The sequence below is a fragment of the Thalassovita sp. genome, assembly GCF_034670005.1.
In the GTDB taxonomy this organism is placed as follows: Bacteria; Pseudomonadota; Alphaproteobacteria; order Rhodobacterales; family Rhodobacteraceae; genus Thalassobius.
On the sequence record NZ_JAXMOH010000011.1, the window covers coordinates 127,008 to 144,306 of the forward strand.

Consider the following 17,299-nt stretch of genomic DNA (forward strand, 5'->3'; position numbering starts at 1 on the left):
GCGCAAACATCGTAAAAATTGTAAAGGAGATGCGATATGGCGCAATCGAACGTGGATCCGATCACTTTGTCCGTGGTGCGAGGTATGCTAGAGACGACGCAGCGGGAAATGACGCTGACACTGGAAAAGACCGCGCGCTCATCGGTCTTCAACCTTGCACACGACTATTCAACGGCACTGTTCAACCATACGCCCGAAATGGTGTTGCAAGGGCAGGACATTCCGATCCACCTTGGCTCGCTCATCCCCGCGATGAAGGCGGTCGCTGGCTTCTTTGAGGGCGAGATCAACGAGGGCGACCTGATCCTTCACAACGATCCGGATTATGCAGGCAGCCACATCATCGACACCTGCATGTACTATCCCGTCTTCTACGAAGGCGAACTGGTGTTCTGGACCGTCTGCAAAGGGCATTTGACTGACATCGGCGGGCCGGTGCCTGCGGGCTACAACCCCGAAGCCAAGGAAATCTATGCCGAAGGCCTGCGCATTCCGCCGATCAAGATCTGGGACAAGGGCGTACCGCGCCACGACATCCTGAACATGCTGCTGACCAACATGCGCGCCCGCCGCGACCAGGAGGGTGACTTTAACGCCCTGATCGGTGCCTGTCAGGTCGGTGCGCGCGCGCTGATCGGCCTGATGGACAAATACGGCAAACAAACCGTGCAGGACTGCATCGAAGAACTGCTGCGCATGGCCAACACCCATATGAACAGCCTGATCGCGGAGGTGCCGGACGGGCTCTATTCGGGCACTGCAGTGCTGGAGGATGCCGGCCACGGCTTTGGCGATTTCGACATCACCGCGCATGTGACGATCAAGGGCGAAAGCTGCCATATCGAAATCGAAAGCCCGCCGCAGATCCCGTATTTCATCAACTCTTACGAGGGTAATTCCTATTCCGGCGTCTATCTGGGCCTGATGATGTTCGCCCAGCTTCCGCCGCCCTATAACGAGGGGCTGTACCGGAATGTGACAGTGAACATGGGGCCAAAGGGCACGCTGTGTAACGCGAAATCCCCGGCCCCGCACATGAACTGTACCACCACCCCGATGGAAACGCTGACCGATGCCGTGCGTCTGGCGTTTGAAAAGGCCGCTCCTGCGAAAGTATCGGCAAGCTGGGGTCATGCCAACGGCTGCAACATCGCCGGTTGGGACAAACGCCATGACGAAGAATATGTGACCATGGTCCTGGCCTCGATCATTTCAGGTGCGGGGGCCACCAACAGTCAGGACGGATGGCACGCCTGCGGGCCGGAATGCTGCTTTGGTGCGCTGACTTCGGGCGACATCGAAATGCTGGAACACAGCTATCCGATTATCATCCATCAATACGCCCTGATGGAAGACAGCGGCGGCGCGGGCCGGTTCCGTGGCGGGTCCGGCACCTGCTGGGAGGTGGAACCGCTGGACGAGCCGATGACGCTGATCACCTTTGGCGAAGGCCGCCGTATCCCCGCCATGGGCGCGGGCGGTGCGCAATCCACCATGGTCGACAAAAAGGTCGGGCGGCTGGAAATCACCCGCAATGGGGGAACCGAGGTCATCACCGACAACGTGATCGAAACCATCAACCCCGGCGAACGCGCCGCCAACAAGAACCCCGGCGGGGGTGGCTTTGGCAACCCGTTCGAGCGCGACGTGGAAAACGTGGTCGAAGACGTACGCAATGGCCTTGTTTCGCTTGAAGGCGCACGCCTGGACTATGGCGTGGTGATCGCTGACCGCGAGAGCCTGACCGTCGATACCGCCGCCACCGAAAAACTGCGCGCCGTCTGAGCCGTCAAAGAAAAGGACTAAACCATGAAAACCGAATACAGGCTTGGCATTGATGCTGGCGGCACCTTCACCGATTTCGTACTGGCTAACCGCAGCGGCGATGTACAGTTGTTCAAAGTGTTGTCGACCCCGAACGACCCGACCCGCGCAATCCGCAACGGGCTGGCGCTGATCACCGAAGAAACCGGCGTTTCAGCCGAAGATATCGTGTCGAATTCCGACCTGTGCATCAACGGCACAACCGTTGGCCTGAACGCGCTGATCACCCATAACGGGGCCAAAACCGGCCTGATCTGCACCAAGGGGCACGAGGATTCGATCGAAATCCGTCTGGGCCACAAAGAGGACGGCCACCGTTACGACCCCGAATACCCACCCGCCACCATGCTCGTCCCGCGCCACTTGCGGCGCGGCGTGGCCGAACGTGTTGTGTCCAACGGCACGGTCCATACCCCGATGAACGAGGCGGACGTGCGCGCCGCCTGCGAATATTTCATCGCCGAAGGAGTGGAATCCGTCGCCGTTTCGTTTGTTTGGTCGGTCCTGCATCCCGAACATGAAAACCGCGCCGCTGAAATCGTGCGCGAAATGATGCCCGATGTCCGGCTGACAGTCGGTGCCCAGCTATATCCGCAAGTGCGCGAATACACGCGGACCTCGACTGCGGTGGTCAACGCCTACCTTGCGCCGATCCTGCAACGCTATGTCGAAGCCGTGGACAAGTATTTCAAAGACCTCGGTTCGAAAAACCCTGTACGTTATTTCCAATCAAACGGCGGACTGGCACTGGGCCGCGTGGTAACGGACCAGTCAGTCTATGCCATCAACTCCGGTCCCGCATCGGCCCCGCAAGCGGCGCTGGACGTGGCCGCACCGTGGGGCGACCGCAATATCATAACCTGTGACATGGGCGGCACCTCTTTCGACATCACGCTGACCCGTGACGGCAAGGCGAACGTCAACAAAAACATCGACTTCCTCCGCTACCGCATCGGCATCCCGATGATTCAGGTGGAAACGCTGGGCGCGGGCGGCGGATCGGTTGGCTGGATCGACAGCATGGGCCTGATGCAGATGGGCCCGCAATCGGCCGGCGCGGAACCCGGTCCGGCCTGCTATGGTCAGGGCGGCGACCGCCCCACCACGACCGATGCCAATCTGGCACTGGGCTATCTGAACAGTGACGGCCTTGTGGGCGGGCGCCTTCCCTTGGACGTTGAAAAATCCCGCGAGGCTATCCGCACAAATTTAGCCGACAAACTTGGCCTGAGCGTACAAAAAGCCGCCTACGGCATGTTCACCATCGTCAACAATAATATGGTCAACGCCATCCGTCGCGTGTCGGTTGAACGCGGCTATGACCCGCGCGATTTCGTGCTGATGGGCGCTGGCGGTGCGACCGGTGCGCATATCACGGCACTTGCACGGGAAATGGGCATCAACAAGGTGCTGATCTCGAAGCTTGCCTCGGGGCTGTGCGCCTACGGGCAAATCCTGTCGGATGTGAAATACAACTATATGGCCCCTGCCCCGATCCGCCTGGATGCCGAAGGCGCGGCGGCGCGCCTGAACGATCTGTTCACCGGCCTGGAAACCCGCGGAACCGACGATCTGGCCGGTGACGGTTTCAAATCCGACGAAATTTCGATCAGTCGCAGCCTGGATATGCGCTATGTCGGGCAAGTCCATGAATGCACGGTTGAGATTGACACATTCGACATCACCGAAGGCGGGCTGGATGTGATCAAGCAGGCGTTCCACCAGCGTCACAAGGATCTTTACACCTATGACGAGCCGCACAACCCGGTCGAGGTGGTCAATGTCGAAAGCACCATCGTCGGTCACGTGGCCAAGCCGACCCGACGGACCATCGCAGCTGGCAAAGGGGCCGAGGCCGCGCTGAAAGGGCACCGGGACATGGTGTTCTCACTTGAAGGCGAAGCGCAACCGACACCGGTTTACGATGGCACGGCCATGGGCGCAGGCGACCACCTTAGCGGTCCGGCCGTAATCGAAGAGGTGACAACCACGATCGTCGTCGAACCCGGATGGGACGCCACGCTTCACGAAAGCGGCGTTTACGTCCTTACGGCGCAAGCCTAACGTAGTTTGTGCGGGGCCGCATTTGTCTCGTCTAAAGGAGAGCTTATCCGCCCATGCCTACAGATCTTCATGTCGCGCACAAGATTGCTTCGCCGCCGCGTGTAAAGCGTCGAAAGCTGATGGTGCGCGGCACCAATGTCACCCTGTTGGAAGAAGTGCGAAAACTGGCAGTCGCAGATTTGCAATTCGACATTGAATTCGAGGTGCTGGATTTTCTGACATGCCAACACCGCGCCGCCTTGGACCCGCTGAACTACGATATCTACGAGCAATGTTTCCACAACCTGGATATCGTTTGGTATTGGGGCGCCTTGCAGCCGATTGCGACCGAACGCATTGCAGAATGGGACAACATCGGAAATCTGGCCAAGGCGGGGGGAATCAGCAAATACACTTGGCAAGGTCACGGCGACGCCCCTGTGCGCAAGCTGTATGTGCAACCCGACGGAATGCTGGACCAGCAACCGATGCCACAGATTAGTATGCTGCCAACCGCCCATAATGTTGACAGCTTTGGTTTTGACCGACGCCTCTTCGGGGATGAAGGGCCGGAAGGATCCAGTTGGGCATGGCTGCTTGACCGGCGTGCACGCGGGCGTATCGCATTGGTAGACGAGCCTGCGATTGGCATCTTCGACGTGGCACTGGCCGCAGAAGCGAACGGAGATCTGACATTTCAAGACATCGGCAATATGACTGTTGATGAAATAGACAGCCTGATGGCTTTGCTTGAAACGCTCCGCCAGCAAGGGTTCTTTGTCGGCAGTTGGATTTCACCCGATCAGGCAGAAGAGCTGGTCCGTACCGACAGGGTTTCTGTGCAAAGCATGTGGGCGCCATCTTATGGGAACCTGGGCATCATGGCGGGCGATTTTTGCGAAAGTGTCCCGCGCGAAGGATACCGCGCGTGGCACGGCGGTGCCTCACTCGCACGCCATCTTTCGGGGGCCAAGCTGGATATGGCGTATGAGTATCTGAACTGGTGGCTGACGGGTCCGGCCGGTGCGATCATGGCGCGGCAGGGCCATTACATGACCAATCAGGAACGGGTGCGCGACTATCTAAGCCCCGAAGAATGGGGGTACTGGTATGATGGCGATCTGGCACGCTGCGATCTAAAAGATCCCAATGGCAAAGTGGTGGTCAGAACCGGACAACGGCGACCCGGCGGTGCCTACCGCGAACGGGTCAGCAGGATCGCCCTGTGGAACACCGTTATGGATGAATACAACTACGCAGCAAGAGCGTGGAACAGCTTTATCGCCACTTTGGGGCCAGCACGGCCATGAACCAAAAGAACACAAAATCGGGCCAAGAGCCGCTCTACGAGACAATTAGCCAGATCCTGCGGCACAATATCGCGTCAGGGCACTTGCCTGAAGGGCTGGTGCTGATCGAAGGCCCGATCGCCAAGCTGATGCAGACAAGCCGTGCGCCGGTTCAGGCATCGCTGCGCATGTTGCACGCCGAAGGTTTGGTGCAACGGTTCCGCGGGCGCGGCTATCTGGTCGGACCACCCAACAAAGCCTGTGTGCCGATCCGCCGGTCGCTAGATGAATTCGACGTCGAAATCCCTGAGGCGTCGCGCTCTGCTCTTGTCGTTCGGGGAACGTGGCTGCGCGTCTATGATCAGGTCGAGGCGGAAATTGCCGCCTGCCAGATCTTTGGCGAATTTCGTGTGATCGAGACAGAGATGGCCGACTACCTAGGTGTAAGCCGCACGGTCGCGCGCGATGTTCTAAGCAGACTGAATGAACGTGGGTTGATCCGCAAAGGGGCGTCATCACACTGGCTCGCCGGACCGCTGACGGCCAAAACCCTTAGCGAGAAATACGAACTACGCGGTATTATGGAACCCGCAGCCCTTCGTCTGGCCGCCGATCACATTGATCCGATACAGATCACCACACTGCGCGCGCAGATAGATCAGGACAAACTGAAAAGCGCTGCAGCTCTGGATGATGCCTTTATGCGCCACTGCCTATCGCGGGCCCCCAACAGCGCATTAGTCGAACTCATCGGCAACAATCGGCTGCTCTTGTCGGCAGTGGACAAAGCCCTAAACGGTCTGGGCCTACCAGCAGACACTGTCGCAATAGAACAGTATCGCACGCTTTTCGACCTGATCGGCGCACGTCAGATCGAGGCCGCGACAGAGTTCCTCAGAGAACATTTACGCGAAATGTCCCACAAAAGTCTGGTGCGGCTCAAGATCGTCGCGCTGGTCCCCGAAAGTGAGTCGTTGCCTCGCTACTTGAGTTCGGTGTAAAAAATGGATTACGAATTCAATAACCATTTTCAAATTGTCGATTTTGACCGAAAATGGGTAATTTTTCTCGTTATGGTAGCCTTATTACGCGAAAAATACCTAAAAATGACTCTTGCCGCAAAATTCAATTAGTTATTTCATACGTTATACATTTTGTGACAGCGTGACTCACAGCGAAAACCGGGACGGGCTTGCTTGGAAATAATGGTCTGTCTTCACAACTAACGAGGGTCGAATGACGCACAGTGAACCTATCTTCCAACTTGAAGGCGTGACGCGCCGATACGGCGAACTGACTGCGCTCGATCACGTCGATTTCGTTGCGCAGAACAACGAATATATCTCGCTTTTGGGGCCATCCGGAGCTGGGAAAACCAGCCTGCTTCGCGTCATCGCGGGGTTTGAAAAGCCAGAATCAGGCCGCGTCCGGTTTCTGGGTCGCGACATCACCGACCTGCCCGCGCACCAACGTGGCATCGGGTTTGTCTTTCAAAACTTCGCCCTGTTTCCGCATCTCAGCGTGTTCGAAAACGTGGCCTTCGGGCTGCGAAACGGAACTGAACACGTTCCTTCGGACGAAATTCAAAGCCGTGTACAGGAAACGATCGAAATCGTCGGCCTCGAGGGCCTGGAAAACCGTTCCCCCGATCAGATTTCCGGCGGTCAGAAGCAGCGTGTCGCACTGGCCCGTTCACTGGTCATGCGGCCCAAACTGGTACTGCTGGACGAACCGCTTGGCGCGTTGGATGCAAACTTGCGTGAACGGATGCAAACCGAACTGCGTTCCATCCGTGAAAAACTGGATGTGACCTTTTTACATGTCACCGGCAGCGAGACAGAGGCGCTTGCCATGGGCGATACTGTGGCCGTGTTGGACGCGGGCAAGATAGTACAGTTTGGCACACCAGAACAAATTTACGACACGCCCCAAAGCTCTGACGTGGCGCTGTTCCTGAATCGGTTCAACCTGTTTGACGGATCGTTCAAAGGCGGCAAGTTTACTGGCCCCTTCGGCAAGGTTGCAGCACCCGCCGCCCGCGCGAATGATCGCGATGTCTACGCGATCCGTTATGACCGTACGCAAATCTTCGACAAGGGCGCCGCATTGCCCGGCGCCGCATTGCCCGGCCCCGCCCTGCCCGCCCGTTTCCTGGCCAGCGAATACCTCGGTTCTTCGATCATGTTCCTATTCGAAACCGCTGACCACAAAACGGTCGAGGTTGATCACCATCTCAGCTTTGGCGAACCGCGCAATCTGGAGGTGGGGCAAGACTATGTCCTGTCTTGGGATCCGGCGCACGCCATCGTATTCGGCAAGGAGGCCGCAGCATGAGCGCCGATACCGTCACCAAGCAAAAATCACCGACGTTCAAACTGCTCGCCCCCGGCGTCGTCTGGATGCTCCTGTTCCTCGTGGCCCCGATCATGATGATCGTCTACGTGTCCTTCTGGACACAGACGACATTTGCTATCAATTCCACCCTGACGCTGGAAAGCTGGCGGAACTTCTTCTCGTCCGATGCTTATGTGGGCGCACTTTGGACGACGATCCGGCTTTGGCTGATCGTTCTGTCGCTGACCTTCATCATCGGCTACCCCGCCGCGCTATATGTCGGGTTGCTTGTCAAAAGCAAAACCGTTTCCACCGTGCTGCTGGTACTGTGCGTGATCCCCTTCTGGACCTCTTTCCTGATCCGCGTTCTGGCCTGGCGGCCAATGCTGGGCAAGGAGGGTGCGATCAACATCATCTTGCAAAAAATAGGACTGATCGACGCCCCGATCGAAGTGCTTTTGTTTTCGGAACTATCGGTCGTAATCGGCATGACCCAGATCTATGTCGTGTTCATGGTCGGCCCGATCGCCTTCATGCTTGGCCGCATTGACCGCAACATCATCGAAGCGGCCCGCGATCTTGGCGCAAGTTTCGGGCGCATTTTTTGGAAGATCATCTTTCCACTCAGCCTGCCCGGCGTGGTGGTTGGTGCAATCTTTGTCAGCGTGATGGTTCTGGGCGAATTCGCGACCTCAGGCGCACTTTCGGGCCGCAAGGTAAACCTGCTGGGCAACATTATCGTGACGCAAGTCGGCTCGCTCAAATGGGCGATGGCGTCGGTCGTCGGGGTCATCCTGACCATTCTTCTGGGCATCGTCGTGGCGGGCTTCCTGCGCATCGTCGATCTGAAAAGGGAGCTTTGAGCCATGGAGTCCAAGGTACTCAAACCCATTCTCGGCGTTTATGTCGCACTGTTCATCCTGTTTCTTTATGGGCCGTTCATCGTGCTTGGCATCATCTCGTTCCAGCAAGGACCAGAGGGCGGGCCGCAATTCCCGATCATCGAATGGTCGACATACTGGTATCGGCACCTGTTCGGCATGACCCCCCCGTCGCGTATCGCGCCCCTTCCCGTGGGCGAAGCGCTTGTGCGCTCCCTGATACTGGCGTTCATGACGATGGTGACATCGACCGTGCTGGGCGTCATGGCGGCACAAGCATTCCGCCGCCGGTTCCGCGGCGCAAGCGTGGTGTTCTACCTCATCGTGTTGGGCATGATGGTGCCCGGCGTACTAACAGGGCTTGGCACTTCGCTTTTGGCCAACAACGTGGTCGGGATCGAACGTCACTGGTGGAGCACGGCCTTCGTCGCGCATGTGGTCTACACCTTCCCCTTCGCCTTTCTGGTGATGTTGGCCATCCTCAACCGGTTCGACGCCTCGGTGGAAGAGGCAGCGTGGTCGCTGGGCGTTTCGCCGGCGCGCACCTTCCGCAAAGTGACCTTTCCCCTGATTTTCCCCGGCGTGCTGTCGGCCATGCTGTTCGCCTTCACGCTGAGCCTTGATGAATTCCCCCGCACGCTGTTCGCGTCGGGCCGCGATCAAACGCTGCCGCTGGCGATCTACGGGACGTTCTCGGTTGAAATTCACCCGAACATCTTTGCCTTCGGCGTGATGACCACCCTGTTTTCCTTTGCCCTTCTGGCGGTCTACGGCATCTTGATGGGCCTCAGTGTGCGTCGCACCAAGAAAATGGCGATGCAGGAGGACATAGCGTGAGCATCGTTATCGTTACCGGCGCGGGGTCCGGAATTGGCCGCGCTGTAGCGCAAAATCTAGCCGCGCAAGGCTATCAGGTTGTGATCAACGACTTCAACGGCGACGCGGCCAAAGCGGTCGCAGCCGAAACCGGCGGGCTTGCCGTGCAGGGCGACGTGTCCAACGAAGCCGATGTGACGCGCATGGTGGCGGAATGCACCTCCGCATACGGCGCTCCGACACATTTGGTCAACAACGCGGGCCATGTCCATCAGGCACGGTTCACCGATCTAACCGCCGCAGATTTCGACAAGATGATCGCGGTGCATCTGCGCGGGACGTTCCTCTGCACGCACGCCGTGCTGCCCGCAATGATCGCCGCTGGCAAGGGATGCGTGGTCAATATGGCCTCGCAGCTGGGTCAAATCGGCGGGATCGAACTAGTGCATTACTCTGCCGCCAAGGCGGGCATTATTGGCATGACAAAGGCGCTTGCCCGCGAGGTGTCCACCCAAGGCGTGCGGGTTAATGCAGTGGCCCCCGGCCCGATCAACACACCGCTGGTACGCGCGCTGTCAGACGACTGGCGCGCGGCCAAAGCCGCCGAACTGCCGCTGGGCCGTTTTGGCGAGCCAGAGGACGTGGCGGAAACGGTCGCCTTCCTGTGTTCGGACGCCGCGAAGATTTATGTGGGGCAAACCCTGAGCCCCAATTCAGGAGATGTGATGCTATGACCTCTGTTGCTTTGATTACGGGTGCCGGAATTGGAATCGGAAAGGCCGCGGCTCGCACTTTGGCTGCACGCGGCGATCATGTGGTCGTCACCGATGTGCTTGAGGACGAAGGCCGCAACGTCGCTCAGGAAATCCGCAAAGCAGGCGGTGCGGCGGAGTTTCAGCACCTTGACGTGCGCGACACCGACCGTGCCAACGCCGTGGTGAAAGACATCGAAAAACGCTTCGGCGGTATCGACACGATCGTTGCGAACGCAGGCATCGCACACCGCGTGCCGCTGGAACAGCTGACCGACGAAAAGTGGGACCAAACGTTTGATATCGACCTGAAGGGTATGCTGCGCGTAATCCGCCCGGCAGCGGCAGGCATGAAAGCCCGCGGCAAGGGCGCGATCGTTTGCCTTTCCTCGATCATGGGCGTCGCCTACGGCTGGGACGAACACGTACATTATTCTTCCGCCAAGGCCGGCGTGGTCGGCTTGGTGCGTGGGCTGGCGGTTGAACTGGGGCGTAGTGGCATCCGCGTCAACGGGGTCGCCCCCGGTTACATCCGCACCGCGCAGCTTTTGTCGGAAAAACATTCTCTCGGGCCCGAAGGTGCCAAAACGGTGGGCGATATCGTCCCGCTTGGCCGGATCGGCCAACCCGATGACATCGCCGATGTGGTGGCGTTCCTTGCCTCTGACGCCGCGCGGTATCTGACGGGTCAAGTCATTGCAGTGGATGGAGGGCTTTTGGTCGGGCGCTACTGAACACGCAAGGAAGGGCAACCTTCCCAACTACGAAAAACAAAACGACCTCAACAAGGAGAAGACAAATGACAAGTTTCTCAAGACGCAACTTTCTAAAGACTACGGCGGCCGGAGCCGCGATGGCTTCCACCGGGATGCCGTTTATGGGTGGGCAACAAGCCTTTGCCGCAGGTCTGGCCAATCAGGAACTGCGCACAGTCGGGCTGTCGGTGACGGTGCAAGAACGCATTCTCAACGACTTCAAGGAAAAATCGGGCATTGGCGCCGTCAGCGGCAAGGCCGACATTTTCCCCAACACGCAGACTGAAATCCTGTCGGGGTCGGATGCTTATGATTGCTGGGAAATCATCGGCGAACGTCTGGCGGCCATGGTCGCTACGGACAAACTGGCCCCCGTGCCTGCCAGCGATCTGAAAAACTGGGCTGGCATCCGCGACACCTTTACCAAGCCGTCGGACCGCTGGGACCTCAACCGTCAGATTGTCGGCCAGATCTGGGAAGACGAAAGCCAGAAGCGCCTGAACATGGTGCCCACGGTCTATAACTACGACTCCATCGGCTATCGCCCTGACCTTGTGGACGCGGAAGAAGCCTCGAACTGGTCCGCGCTTTTTGATCCCAAGTTCAAAGGCAAGACCGGCCTGAACGTTGACCCGCTGATCGCATTCGGCCAGGCCGTTCTGGCGATGAACGAACTGGGCCTGCTGGAAGTGTCGAACCCTGGGAATCCAGACGCCGCATCCATCGAAGAAGCGGCCAAATTCCTTATTTCAAAGAAGAAAGAAGGTCAGTTCCGCGCACTTTGGGGCGATTTTGGTGAACTGGTTAACCTTCTTGCTTCGGGCGAGATGGTCATCGCAGATGCGTGGCAGCCTGCCGTTATGGCGGTCAAGGCACAGGGCGTTGAATGTTCCTATGCGACGATGAAAAGCGGCTATCGCGGCTGGGCGATCGGGGTTTCCCCGCTCAAGACCTCACCGAACCTCGAAGCGGTCGCGGCCTATGCTGATTACTGGCTGTCCGGCCCGCCCGCAATCGCCGTGTCCGAGCAGGGCTACTATTCGCCCACGACCAACGTGAAAAACGTGATGGATCCCGACAAATACGCCTTCTGGTACGAAGGCAAGCCTTGGGTCGGCGCCCCCGAACGTGGCATCAAAGAGGGCGACCTGCGCGATGGCGGTTCTCTGGAAACCCGCGCGGCAAACGTCGCTTACTGGCACCAGTGGCCGGATGAATATGACCTCTTGATCCGCAAATGGGACGAGTTCCTGTCAGCGTAAATCAAAGCGGGTCCAGCCGATAACGCGGCTGGACCCACCTACCCTTTCTTTCCATGAAAAGGACGTGCCCGCCTTGGCCTATGATCTTCAACTCACCCATGTCCACAAGACCTATGACAACGGGACACCGGCCGTTATCGACTTCAACCTTGATGTTGAAAAAGGTGAATTCATCGCATTTCTCGGGCCATCGGGCTGCGGTAAGTCCACGACTCTACGGATGATTTCAGGCTTTGAATCGGTAACATCTGGCGATCTGATGATCCGCGGCAAACGTGTGAACGACCAGTTGCCCGAAAAGCGCCCCACCTCGATGATCTTTCAGAACTACGCGCTTTTCCCGCATATGAACGTGCGTCAGAACGTGCATTTCGGACTTGGCGTAAAGGGCATTCCCCGCGCAGAGGCCGACCGCAAGGTTGACGGCATTCTGGAAAAGCTTGGTCTGCTTGATATTGCCGAGATGCCAACCGCGCGCCTGTCGGGCGGCCAACGCCAACGGATCGCATTGGCCCGGTCGCTGGTTGTGGAACCCGACATCCTGCTACTGGACGAACCGCTGGGCGCACTGGACGCCAACCTGCGCAAAAGCATTCAGAACGAACTGAAACTGCTTCAACGCGATTTGGGCATCACCTTTGTCTTTGTCACCCACGCCCAGTCCGAGGCGCTTGCCCTGTCTGACCGTATCGTGGTGATGAACGCAGGCCGCGTCGAACAGATCAGCCCCCCGCGCGAGCTGTACACACGCCCCAGCAGCCAATTCGTTGCACGCTTCATCGGGTCCAACACCATTCTTCCGGGAACAGTGAAAAGCTGCGACGGCGAAGTGGTCATGCTGGACACGGCCTTTGGCCCGCTGGCTGGCACCAACCGTGCCGGTATCGACGCGCACACCGACCGCAAGATGAGCATCGTCCTGCCCGCTGAAGCGGTCGATCTGTTGCCTGAAGACATGCCGGATGCGGAAATCCGCGCCGATTTCGGGTCTAACACGATCCCCTGCACCATCGAGCGACTTCAGATCGTTGGTCACATCATGAACATGGTCGTCCGGTTCGACGACGGTCAGACCATCAACGTCGAAGGGCACGTGGACAAATACCGCAACCGCTTGAAGGCGGGCGGGCGCGCCTATGTCGCCTGGCGGTCCCGCAACGCAACCGTCATCGACCAGTAAGGAAACCCGCCATGGCACATGCAACAGCGGTAGAAATGGCAGAAGGTCTGCGTAAAGGGCGCCTTGATCCGGTCAACCTGACCGAAGAGGTGTTCGCCCGCATTACGGCCCACGGTGACGACGCGATCTACATCGAAAAGATGCAAGACCGCGCCATGGCCGAAGCGCAGGCCGCGCGGCTGCGCTGGCAGGCAGGTCTGCCTGCCAGCCCCCTTGATGGCGTGCCGATGGCGTGGAAAGACCTGTTCGATCTGCGTGGGCGGGTTACAACCGCCGGTGCCGTGGTCACAAAGAACGACCCGCCTGCGGCTCAAGACGCCCCCGTAGTCGCCACAGCGCATCGCGCAGGTCTGGTCACGACCGGCACCGTCAACATGACCGAATTCGCCTATTCCGGCATCGGGTTGAACCCGCATTACGGCACGCCGCGCAACGTCCACAGCCCCAAGGGCCAGACACGCGCGCCCGGCGGATCATCGTCGGCGTCTGGCGTGGTGGTCTCGGCGGGTATCGTGCCCTTGTCGATGGGGTCGGACACGGGCGGATCGGTGCGCATTCCGGCGTCTTTCAACGGGGTTGTGGGCTACAAAACCTCTGCCGGGCGCCACCCAATGGCAGGTGTGTTTCCGCTTGCCCAATCGCTCGACACCATTGGCCCGCTGGCCCATACAGTTGCCGATTGTGCGCTGTTCGACGCCGTGCTGCGCGGGCGCGATGCCCCCGATGCACAGGCCGCAGATCCTGCGACATTGAACTTCGTAATTCCTGACGACGTCCTGCTCGACGCGCTGGCCCCCAACGTGGCCACCAATTTCGACGCGACAGTCGCCAGACTGGAAGCCGCAGGCGCACGGGTCCGCCGCATCGCACTGCCTCAACTTCGCGAAATCATCGACCTTATGAGCCGCCACGGATTTCTAGCCGGGGCCGAGGCGCTGACTATTCACAAGGACCGCGTATATGGCCCTGACGCGGCACGAATGGATGCCCGCGTCGTCGCCCGTATCCTTCAGGCCGAAGAGATGAACGCGGTGGATCTTCTGATCCTGCAACAGGCCCGCGTCCGCCTGATGGCGACGACCGCCGCCGCGATAGGTGATGCCATTGTTCTGTGCCCAACCACCGCCACCACCGCGATGGACATTGGGCCGCTGGAAGCCGATCAAGATGTGTTCTTCCGCCACAATGGCCTGACCCTGCGCAACACCTCGTTGGGGAATTTCCTGGACTGGTGCGGCGTGTCGATCCCGAATGGCACGGATACCGACGGTATGCCGACCGGCTTTCTCATGTCTGCACCCACCGGCCACGACACCAGATTGATGGCCGCTGCACTGGGCTGCGAGGAAATTATTCGCGGCTAACCCGCTCCTCCAAACCTTCGACGCTCACTCAACAAGGAGAGAAAACATGACCAAGAAAATCTACTGTGCTTTTGGCACCGACATCGATTCCGTTGCGGGCCAGATCGGCTCTTATGGTGGGGGCGACTCTCCCAATGATATTCAGCGCGGTATCTTTGCGACCGAGGTCGGCATTCCCCGCCTTCTGCGCCTGTTCAAGAAATACGACATGCGCACCTCGTTCTTCATTCCCGGCCACTCCTTGGAAACCTTCCCCAAAGAGATGGATATGATCGTCGAAGCGGGCCACGAGATTGGCGCGCATGGCTACATGCATGAAAACCCCGTCGCCATGACCCCGTCGCAGGAAGAGGACGTTCTGGTCAAGTCCATCGAACTGATCAAGGGCCTGACCGGCGAAGCGCCCAAGGGCTATGTTGCACCTTGGTGGGAAATGTCCAATGTAACTGCCGCGCTCTTGGGCAAATACGGCTTTTCCTATGACCACAGCCAAAGCTACCGGGACTTCCAGCCATTCTATGCCCGTGTCGGCGACGAATGGAACGTAATCGACTATTCCAAAACCGCAGCCGAATGGATGCATCCGCTGAAGCACGGCAAGGAAATCGACCTCGTTGATATTGGCGCGAACTGGTACGTGGATGACCTGCCGCCGATGATGTTCATCAAGAACGCGCCGAACAGCCACGGCTTTGTCAGCCCGCGCGACATTGAACAACTGTGGAAAGACCAGTTCGACTGGGTCTACCGTGAAATGGAATATGGCGTGTTCCCGATCACCATTCACCCCGATGTCGCAGGGCGTCCTCAGGTACTGCTGATGTTGGAACGGCTGATCGACTATATCAACACGCATTCCGGTGTGGAGTGGGTTGATTTCAACACCATCGCCGACGACTTCCGCGCGCGCTTCCCCTTCGACGGCGACAAGCGCCCCGAAGTGATCTGATGCATCTTGGGGCGGCGCATGACTGCGCCGCCCCATTCCAACACGAACGAGGTTCCAGATGTGCAACGCTTGTGGCTTTCCTACCCGTCCGGGTCACTGGACCGATGCTGGCGCGGATAACGCGGGTGACCGGCTGCGATTGCAAATGAGCCGCGCCAAAATCTTGAATAGAATACTGGCAGGCTATGGGTTTACCGCCCGCCCACCGGGCCACGGCCCCGGCTTTGCGCTTGCTTCATTCACCGGACGCACCACACTTTTACCGGATCTGGAGGCCGTCTGGGCCGAAGCCGAAAAGCAGCTGGGCCATCCGCTTGACCCGCTGGATGCCCGCTTTACCAGCGCGCCCGCCCCGCGCGCATGACCCGCACCGCAAACGATGGCCGGTTGCGGATGACCATCCTTGGCGGATATCTCGGGTCCGGCAAGACAACATGGCTGCGCCACCAACTGTTCAAAGGTGCCTTCGGACATACCCATATTCTGGTCAACGAGGCGGCAGAAACACCCGTTGACGACACCTTGCTTTCCGCGCAAGCGACCGGAATAACCATGCTGGCAGGAGGCTGCGCCTGTTGCACCGGAAAGGCGGATTTGATCGCGGCGTTGCGAAGCATCATCGATACCCGCAGCCGCGAACATTCGGACAATAGGAAAATCGACCAGATTGTTCTGGAAACCAGCGGGCTTGCCGATCCCGCCGCGATCCTAAGCGCGATCCGCGAGGATAGTGTCCTTGTCCATCACATCCGCGTGGCGGAAATTATCGTACTGGTGGATGCGTCGAATGCCGCCGACCAGCTTGCCACCGAACATCTAAGCCGCCTGCAAATCGAAGCCGCAGACCGCATCATCGTAACCAAGGCCGACGCTGTGTCACCTCCCCAGCTTGCCACTGTCGTGGCGACAGCCAAGCAGTTGAACCCCGCCGCCAACATTGAGGCCGCGGTGAAAGGCCAACCTTTCGCGTTGGACGATTTGCCGGATGCCAAACCGATTGATTTGCCTGACCTGATTGGCGATAGCGCGCCCATCACCCCCACGCGGATCACGATTGGCCCCGACGTGGATTGGGCCACCTTTTCCGTTTGGCTGTCCGCACTTCTATTCGCACGCGGCGACGATCTGGTACGGGTGAAAGGTGTGATTGATACACCTGCCGGGCCGCTGCTGCTTCAGACTGTGCGCAAATCCGTGCAGCCGCCAGAACTGTTGCCGCCCGAGGTGACAAGGAACGAAAATCAGGTGGTGTTCATTGGCCGAAGTTATACGTCGCAAGACTTGCAACGCTCGCTGGAATATTTCACCCACGCCTAGGTTAGTGCATATCATCTGGATTTCATATTCCTCGGTGTCATTTCGGGCAAGCGCGTCGTGCGGGGGATGCCCAGCTTGGCCGGCGTCTGTCGTGCTGACAGATGTGCCCCCTCGATATGCTGGGTATCCCGCGCACCACATTCTACCGCTGGTATGACCGCTACGTCGAAGGCGGCATTGATGCCCTGGCAGATCGCTCGCCTCGGCCAGGGTCGGTCTGAAACCGGATTCCCCATGACCGGCGCGACGATCTCATCGAGTTCGCGCCGGAACATGAGGCGCTGACGACCCGGGAACTGTCGGTCTGAATAGTGAGGTGCCCCTAGATTTGTAGACGCTTTGCCCCCTAGTTTTGAGGCAAGGAGGCCAACATGGGGACAAGCAATTACAGTGACGATTTCAAGTTCGATGCGGTGCATCCCTTGACCGGCAGTTGATTGCGCAGCAATCAATGAGAGGGGGATCACGGTGCGGGGCTATCCGGTTCGGGAGGTTTCCCGGCGGCTGGGCGTGAGCACGCATTCCCTTTACAA

The 17,299-nt window shown here is 58.8% G+C and carries 16 protein-coding genes; all 16 read left to right on the forward strand.

Features of this window, described 5'->3' with window-relative positions; genetic code table 11:
* The first annotated feature begins 36 nt into the window (after positions 1-36).
* The 16 genes from VOI23_RS16430 to VOI23_RS18595 all read left to right on the forward strand — a co-directional run bounded on the left by VOI23_RS16430 (position 37) and on the right by VOI23_RS18595 (position 16,987).
* Positions 37-1,785 carry a hydantoinase B/oxoprolinase family protein gene (locus VOI23_RS16430; protein WP_323786057.1) on the forward strand — a complete coding sequence of 583 codons (1,749 nt, stop codon included), beginning with the start codon at positions 37-39 and terminating at the stop codon, positions 1,783-1,785.
* 24 nt (positions 1,786-1,809) lie between these two features.
* The gene (locus VOI23_RS16435; RefSeq protein WP_323786058.1) at positions 1,810-3,888 is read left to right on the forward strand and encodes a hydantoinase/oxoprolinase family protein; all 2,079 of its coding nucleotides are present in this window, start codon (positions 1,810-1,812) and stop codon (positions 3,886-3,888) included.
* A 53-nt stretch (positions 3,889-3,941) separates the two neighbouring features.
* Complete coding sequence (locus tag VOI23_RS16440; protein ID WP_323786059.1) at positions 3,942-5,177, forward strand: signal peptide prediction; 1,236 nt, start codon at positions 3,942-3,944, stop codon at positions 5,175-5,177.
* Positions 5,135-6,157, forward strand: coding sequence for a GntR family transcriptional regulator (locus VOI23_RS16445; protein WP_323786060.1), 1,023 nt, complete (start codon positions 5,135-5,137; stop codon positions 6,155-6,157). The genes VOI23_RS16440 and VOI23_RS16445 overlap by 43 nt, the downstream gene beginning before the upstream one ends.
* 235 nt (positions 6,158-6,392) lie before the next feature.
* Entirely contained in the window at positions 6,393-7,490 is a 1,098-nt protein-coding gene (locus VOI23_RS16450; RefSeq protein WP_323786062.1) for an ABC transporter ATP-binding protein, read from the forward strand.
* Positions 7,487-8,353 carry an ABC transporter permease gene (locus VOI23_RS16455; protein WP_323786063.1) on the forward strand — a complete coding sequence of 289 codons (867 nt, stop codon included), beginning with the start codon at positions 7,487-7,489 and terminating at the stop codon, positions 8,351-8,353. The genes VOI23_RS16450 and VOI23_RS16455 overlap by 4 nt, the downstream gene beginning before the upstream one ends.
* A 3-nt stretch (positions 8,354-8,356) precedes the next feature.
* Positions 8,357-9,208, forward strand: a complete 852-nt coding sequence (locus VOI23_RS16460) for an ABC transporter permease (protein WP_323786064.1) — start codon at positions 8,357-8,359, stop codon at positions 9,206-9,208.
* A complete protein-coding gene (locus VOI23_RS16465) occupies positions 9,205-9,921 on the forward strand; it encodes an SDR family NAD(P)-dependent oxidoreductase (protein ID WP_323786065.1) in 717 nt (238 codons plus the stop codon). The genes VOI23_RS16460 and VOI23_RS16465 overlap by 4 nt, the downstream gene beginning before the upstream one ends.
* Complete coding sequence (locus VOI23_RS16470) at positions 9,918-10,673, forward strand: SDR family NAD(P)-dependent oxidoreductase (protein ID WP_323786066.1); 756 nt, start codon at positions 9,918-9,920, stop codon at positions 10,671-10,673. Before VOI23_RS16465 ends, VOI23_RS16470 begins: the two co-directional genes overlap by 4 nt.
* A 65-nt stretch (positions 10,674-10,738) precedes the next feature.
* Complete coding sequence (locus tag VOI23_RS16475) at positions 10,739-11,956, forward strand: substrate-binding domain-containing protein (protein WP_323786067.1); 1,218 nt, start codon at positions 10,739-10,741, stop codon at positions 11,954-11,956.
* 73 nt (positions 11,957-12,029) lie between these two features.
* Positions 12,030-13,136: an ABC transporter ATP-binding protein gene (locus VOI23_RS16480; RefSeq protein WP_323786068.1), complete on the forward strand. Its 1,107-nt coding sequence runs from the start codon at positions 12,030-12,032 to the stop codon at positions 13,134-13,136.
* An 11-nt stretch (positions 13,137-13,147) separates the two neighbouring features.
* Positions 13,148-14,500, forward strand: coding sequence for an amidase (locus VOI23_RS16485; RefSeq protein ID WP_323786069.1), 1,353 nt, complete (start codon positions 13,148-13,150; stop codon positions 14,498-14,500).
* 46 nt (positions 14,501-14,546) lie between these two features.
* Positions 14,547-15,449 (forward strand): polysaccharide deacetylase, encoded by a 903-nt coding sequence (locus VOI23_RS16490; RefSeq protein ID WP_323786070.1) that lies wholly within the window; start codon positions 14,547-14,549, stop codon positions 15,447-15,449.
* A 58-nt stretch (positions 15,450-15,507) separates the two neighbouring features.
* A complete protein-coding gene (locus VOI23_RS16495; protein ID WP_323786071.1) occupies positions 15,508-15,813 on the forward strand; it encodes a hypothetical protein in 306 nt (101 codons plus the stop codon).
* A complete protein-coding gene (locus VOI23_RS16500) occupies positions 15,810-16,766 on the forward strand; it encodes a CobW family GTP-binding protein (protein WP_323786072.1) in 957 nt (318 codons plus the stop codon). Before VOI23_RS16495 ends, VOI23_RS16500 begins: the two co-directional genes overlap by 4 nt.
* 116 nt (positions 16,767-16,882) lie before the next feature.
* A complete protein-coding gene (locus VOI23_RS18595; RefSeq protein ID WP_416376542.1) occupies positions 16,883-16,987 on the forward strand; it encodes a helix-turn-helix domain-containing protein in 105 nt (34 codons plus the stop codon).
* Positions 16,988-17,299 lie beyond the last annotated feature (312 nt).

What these genes read in the sequence shown, in the direction of transcription:
- VOI23_RS16430 (WP_323786057.1), top strand. Translation starts at nt 37, where the DNA reads ATGGCGCAATCGAACGTGGATCCGATCACTTTGTCCGTGGTGCGAGGT.
- VOI23_RS16435 (WP_323786058.1), top strand. Translation starts at nt 1,810, where the DNA reads ATGAAAACCGAATACAGGCTTGGCATTGATGCTGGCGGCACCTTCACC.
- VOI23_RS16440 (WP_323786059.1), top strand. Translation starts at nt 3,942, where the DNA reads ATGCCTACAGATCTTCATGTCGCGCACAAGATTGCTTCGCCGCCGCGT.
- VOI23_RS16450 (WP_323786062.1), top strand. Translation starts at nt 6,393, where the DNA reads ATGACGCACAGTGAACCTATCTTCCAACTTGAAGGCGTGACGCGCCGA.
- VOI23_RS16455 (WP_323786063.1), top strand. Translation starts at nt 7,487, where the DNA reads ATGAGCGCCGATACCGTCACCAAGCAAAAATCACCGACGTTCAAACTG.
- VOI23_RS16460 (WP_323786064.1), top strand. Translation starts at nt 8,357, where the DNA reads ATGGAGTCCAAGGTACTCAAACCCATTCTCGGCGTTTATGTCGCACTG.
- VOI23_RS16470 (WP_323786066.1), top strand. Translation starts at nt 9,918, where the DNA reads ATGACCTCTGTTGCTTTGATTACGGGTGCCGGAATTGGAATCGGAAAG.
- VOI23_RS16475 (WP_323786067.1), top strand. Translation starts at nt 10,739, where the DNA reads ATGACAAGTTTCTCAAGACGCAACTTTCTAAAGACTACGGCGGCCGGA.
- VOI23_RS16485 (WP_323786069.1), top strand. Translation starts at nt 13,148, where the DNA reads ATGGCACATGCAACAGCGGTAGAAATGGCAGAAGGTCTGCGTAAAGGG.
- VOI23_RS16490 (WP_323786070.1), top strand. Translation starts at nt 14,547, where the DNA reads ATGACCAAGAAAATCTACTGTGCTTTTGGCACCGACATCGATTCCGTT.
- VOI23_RS16495 (WP_323786071.1), top strand. Translation starts at nt 15,508, where the DNA reads ATGTGCAACGCTTGTGGCTTTCCTACCCGTCCGGGTCACTGGACCGAT.
- VOI23_RS16500 (WP_323786072.1), top strand. Translation starts at nt 15,810, where the DNA reads ATGACCCGCACCGCAAACGATGGCCGGTTGCGGATGACCATCCTTGGC.
- VOI23_RS18595 (WP_416376542.1), top strand. Translation starts at nt 16,883, where the DNA reads ATGCTGGGTATCCCGCGCACCACATTCTACCGCTGGTATGACCGCTAC.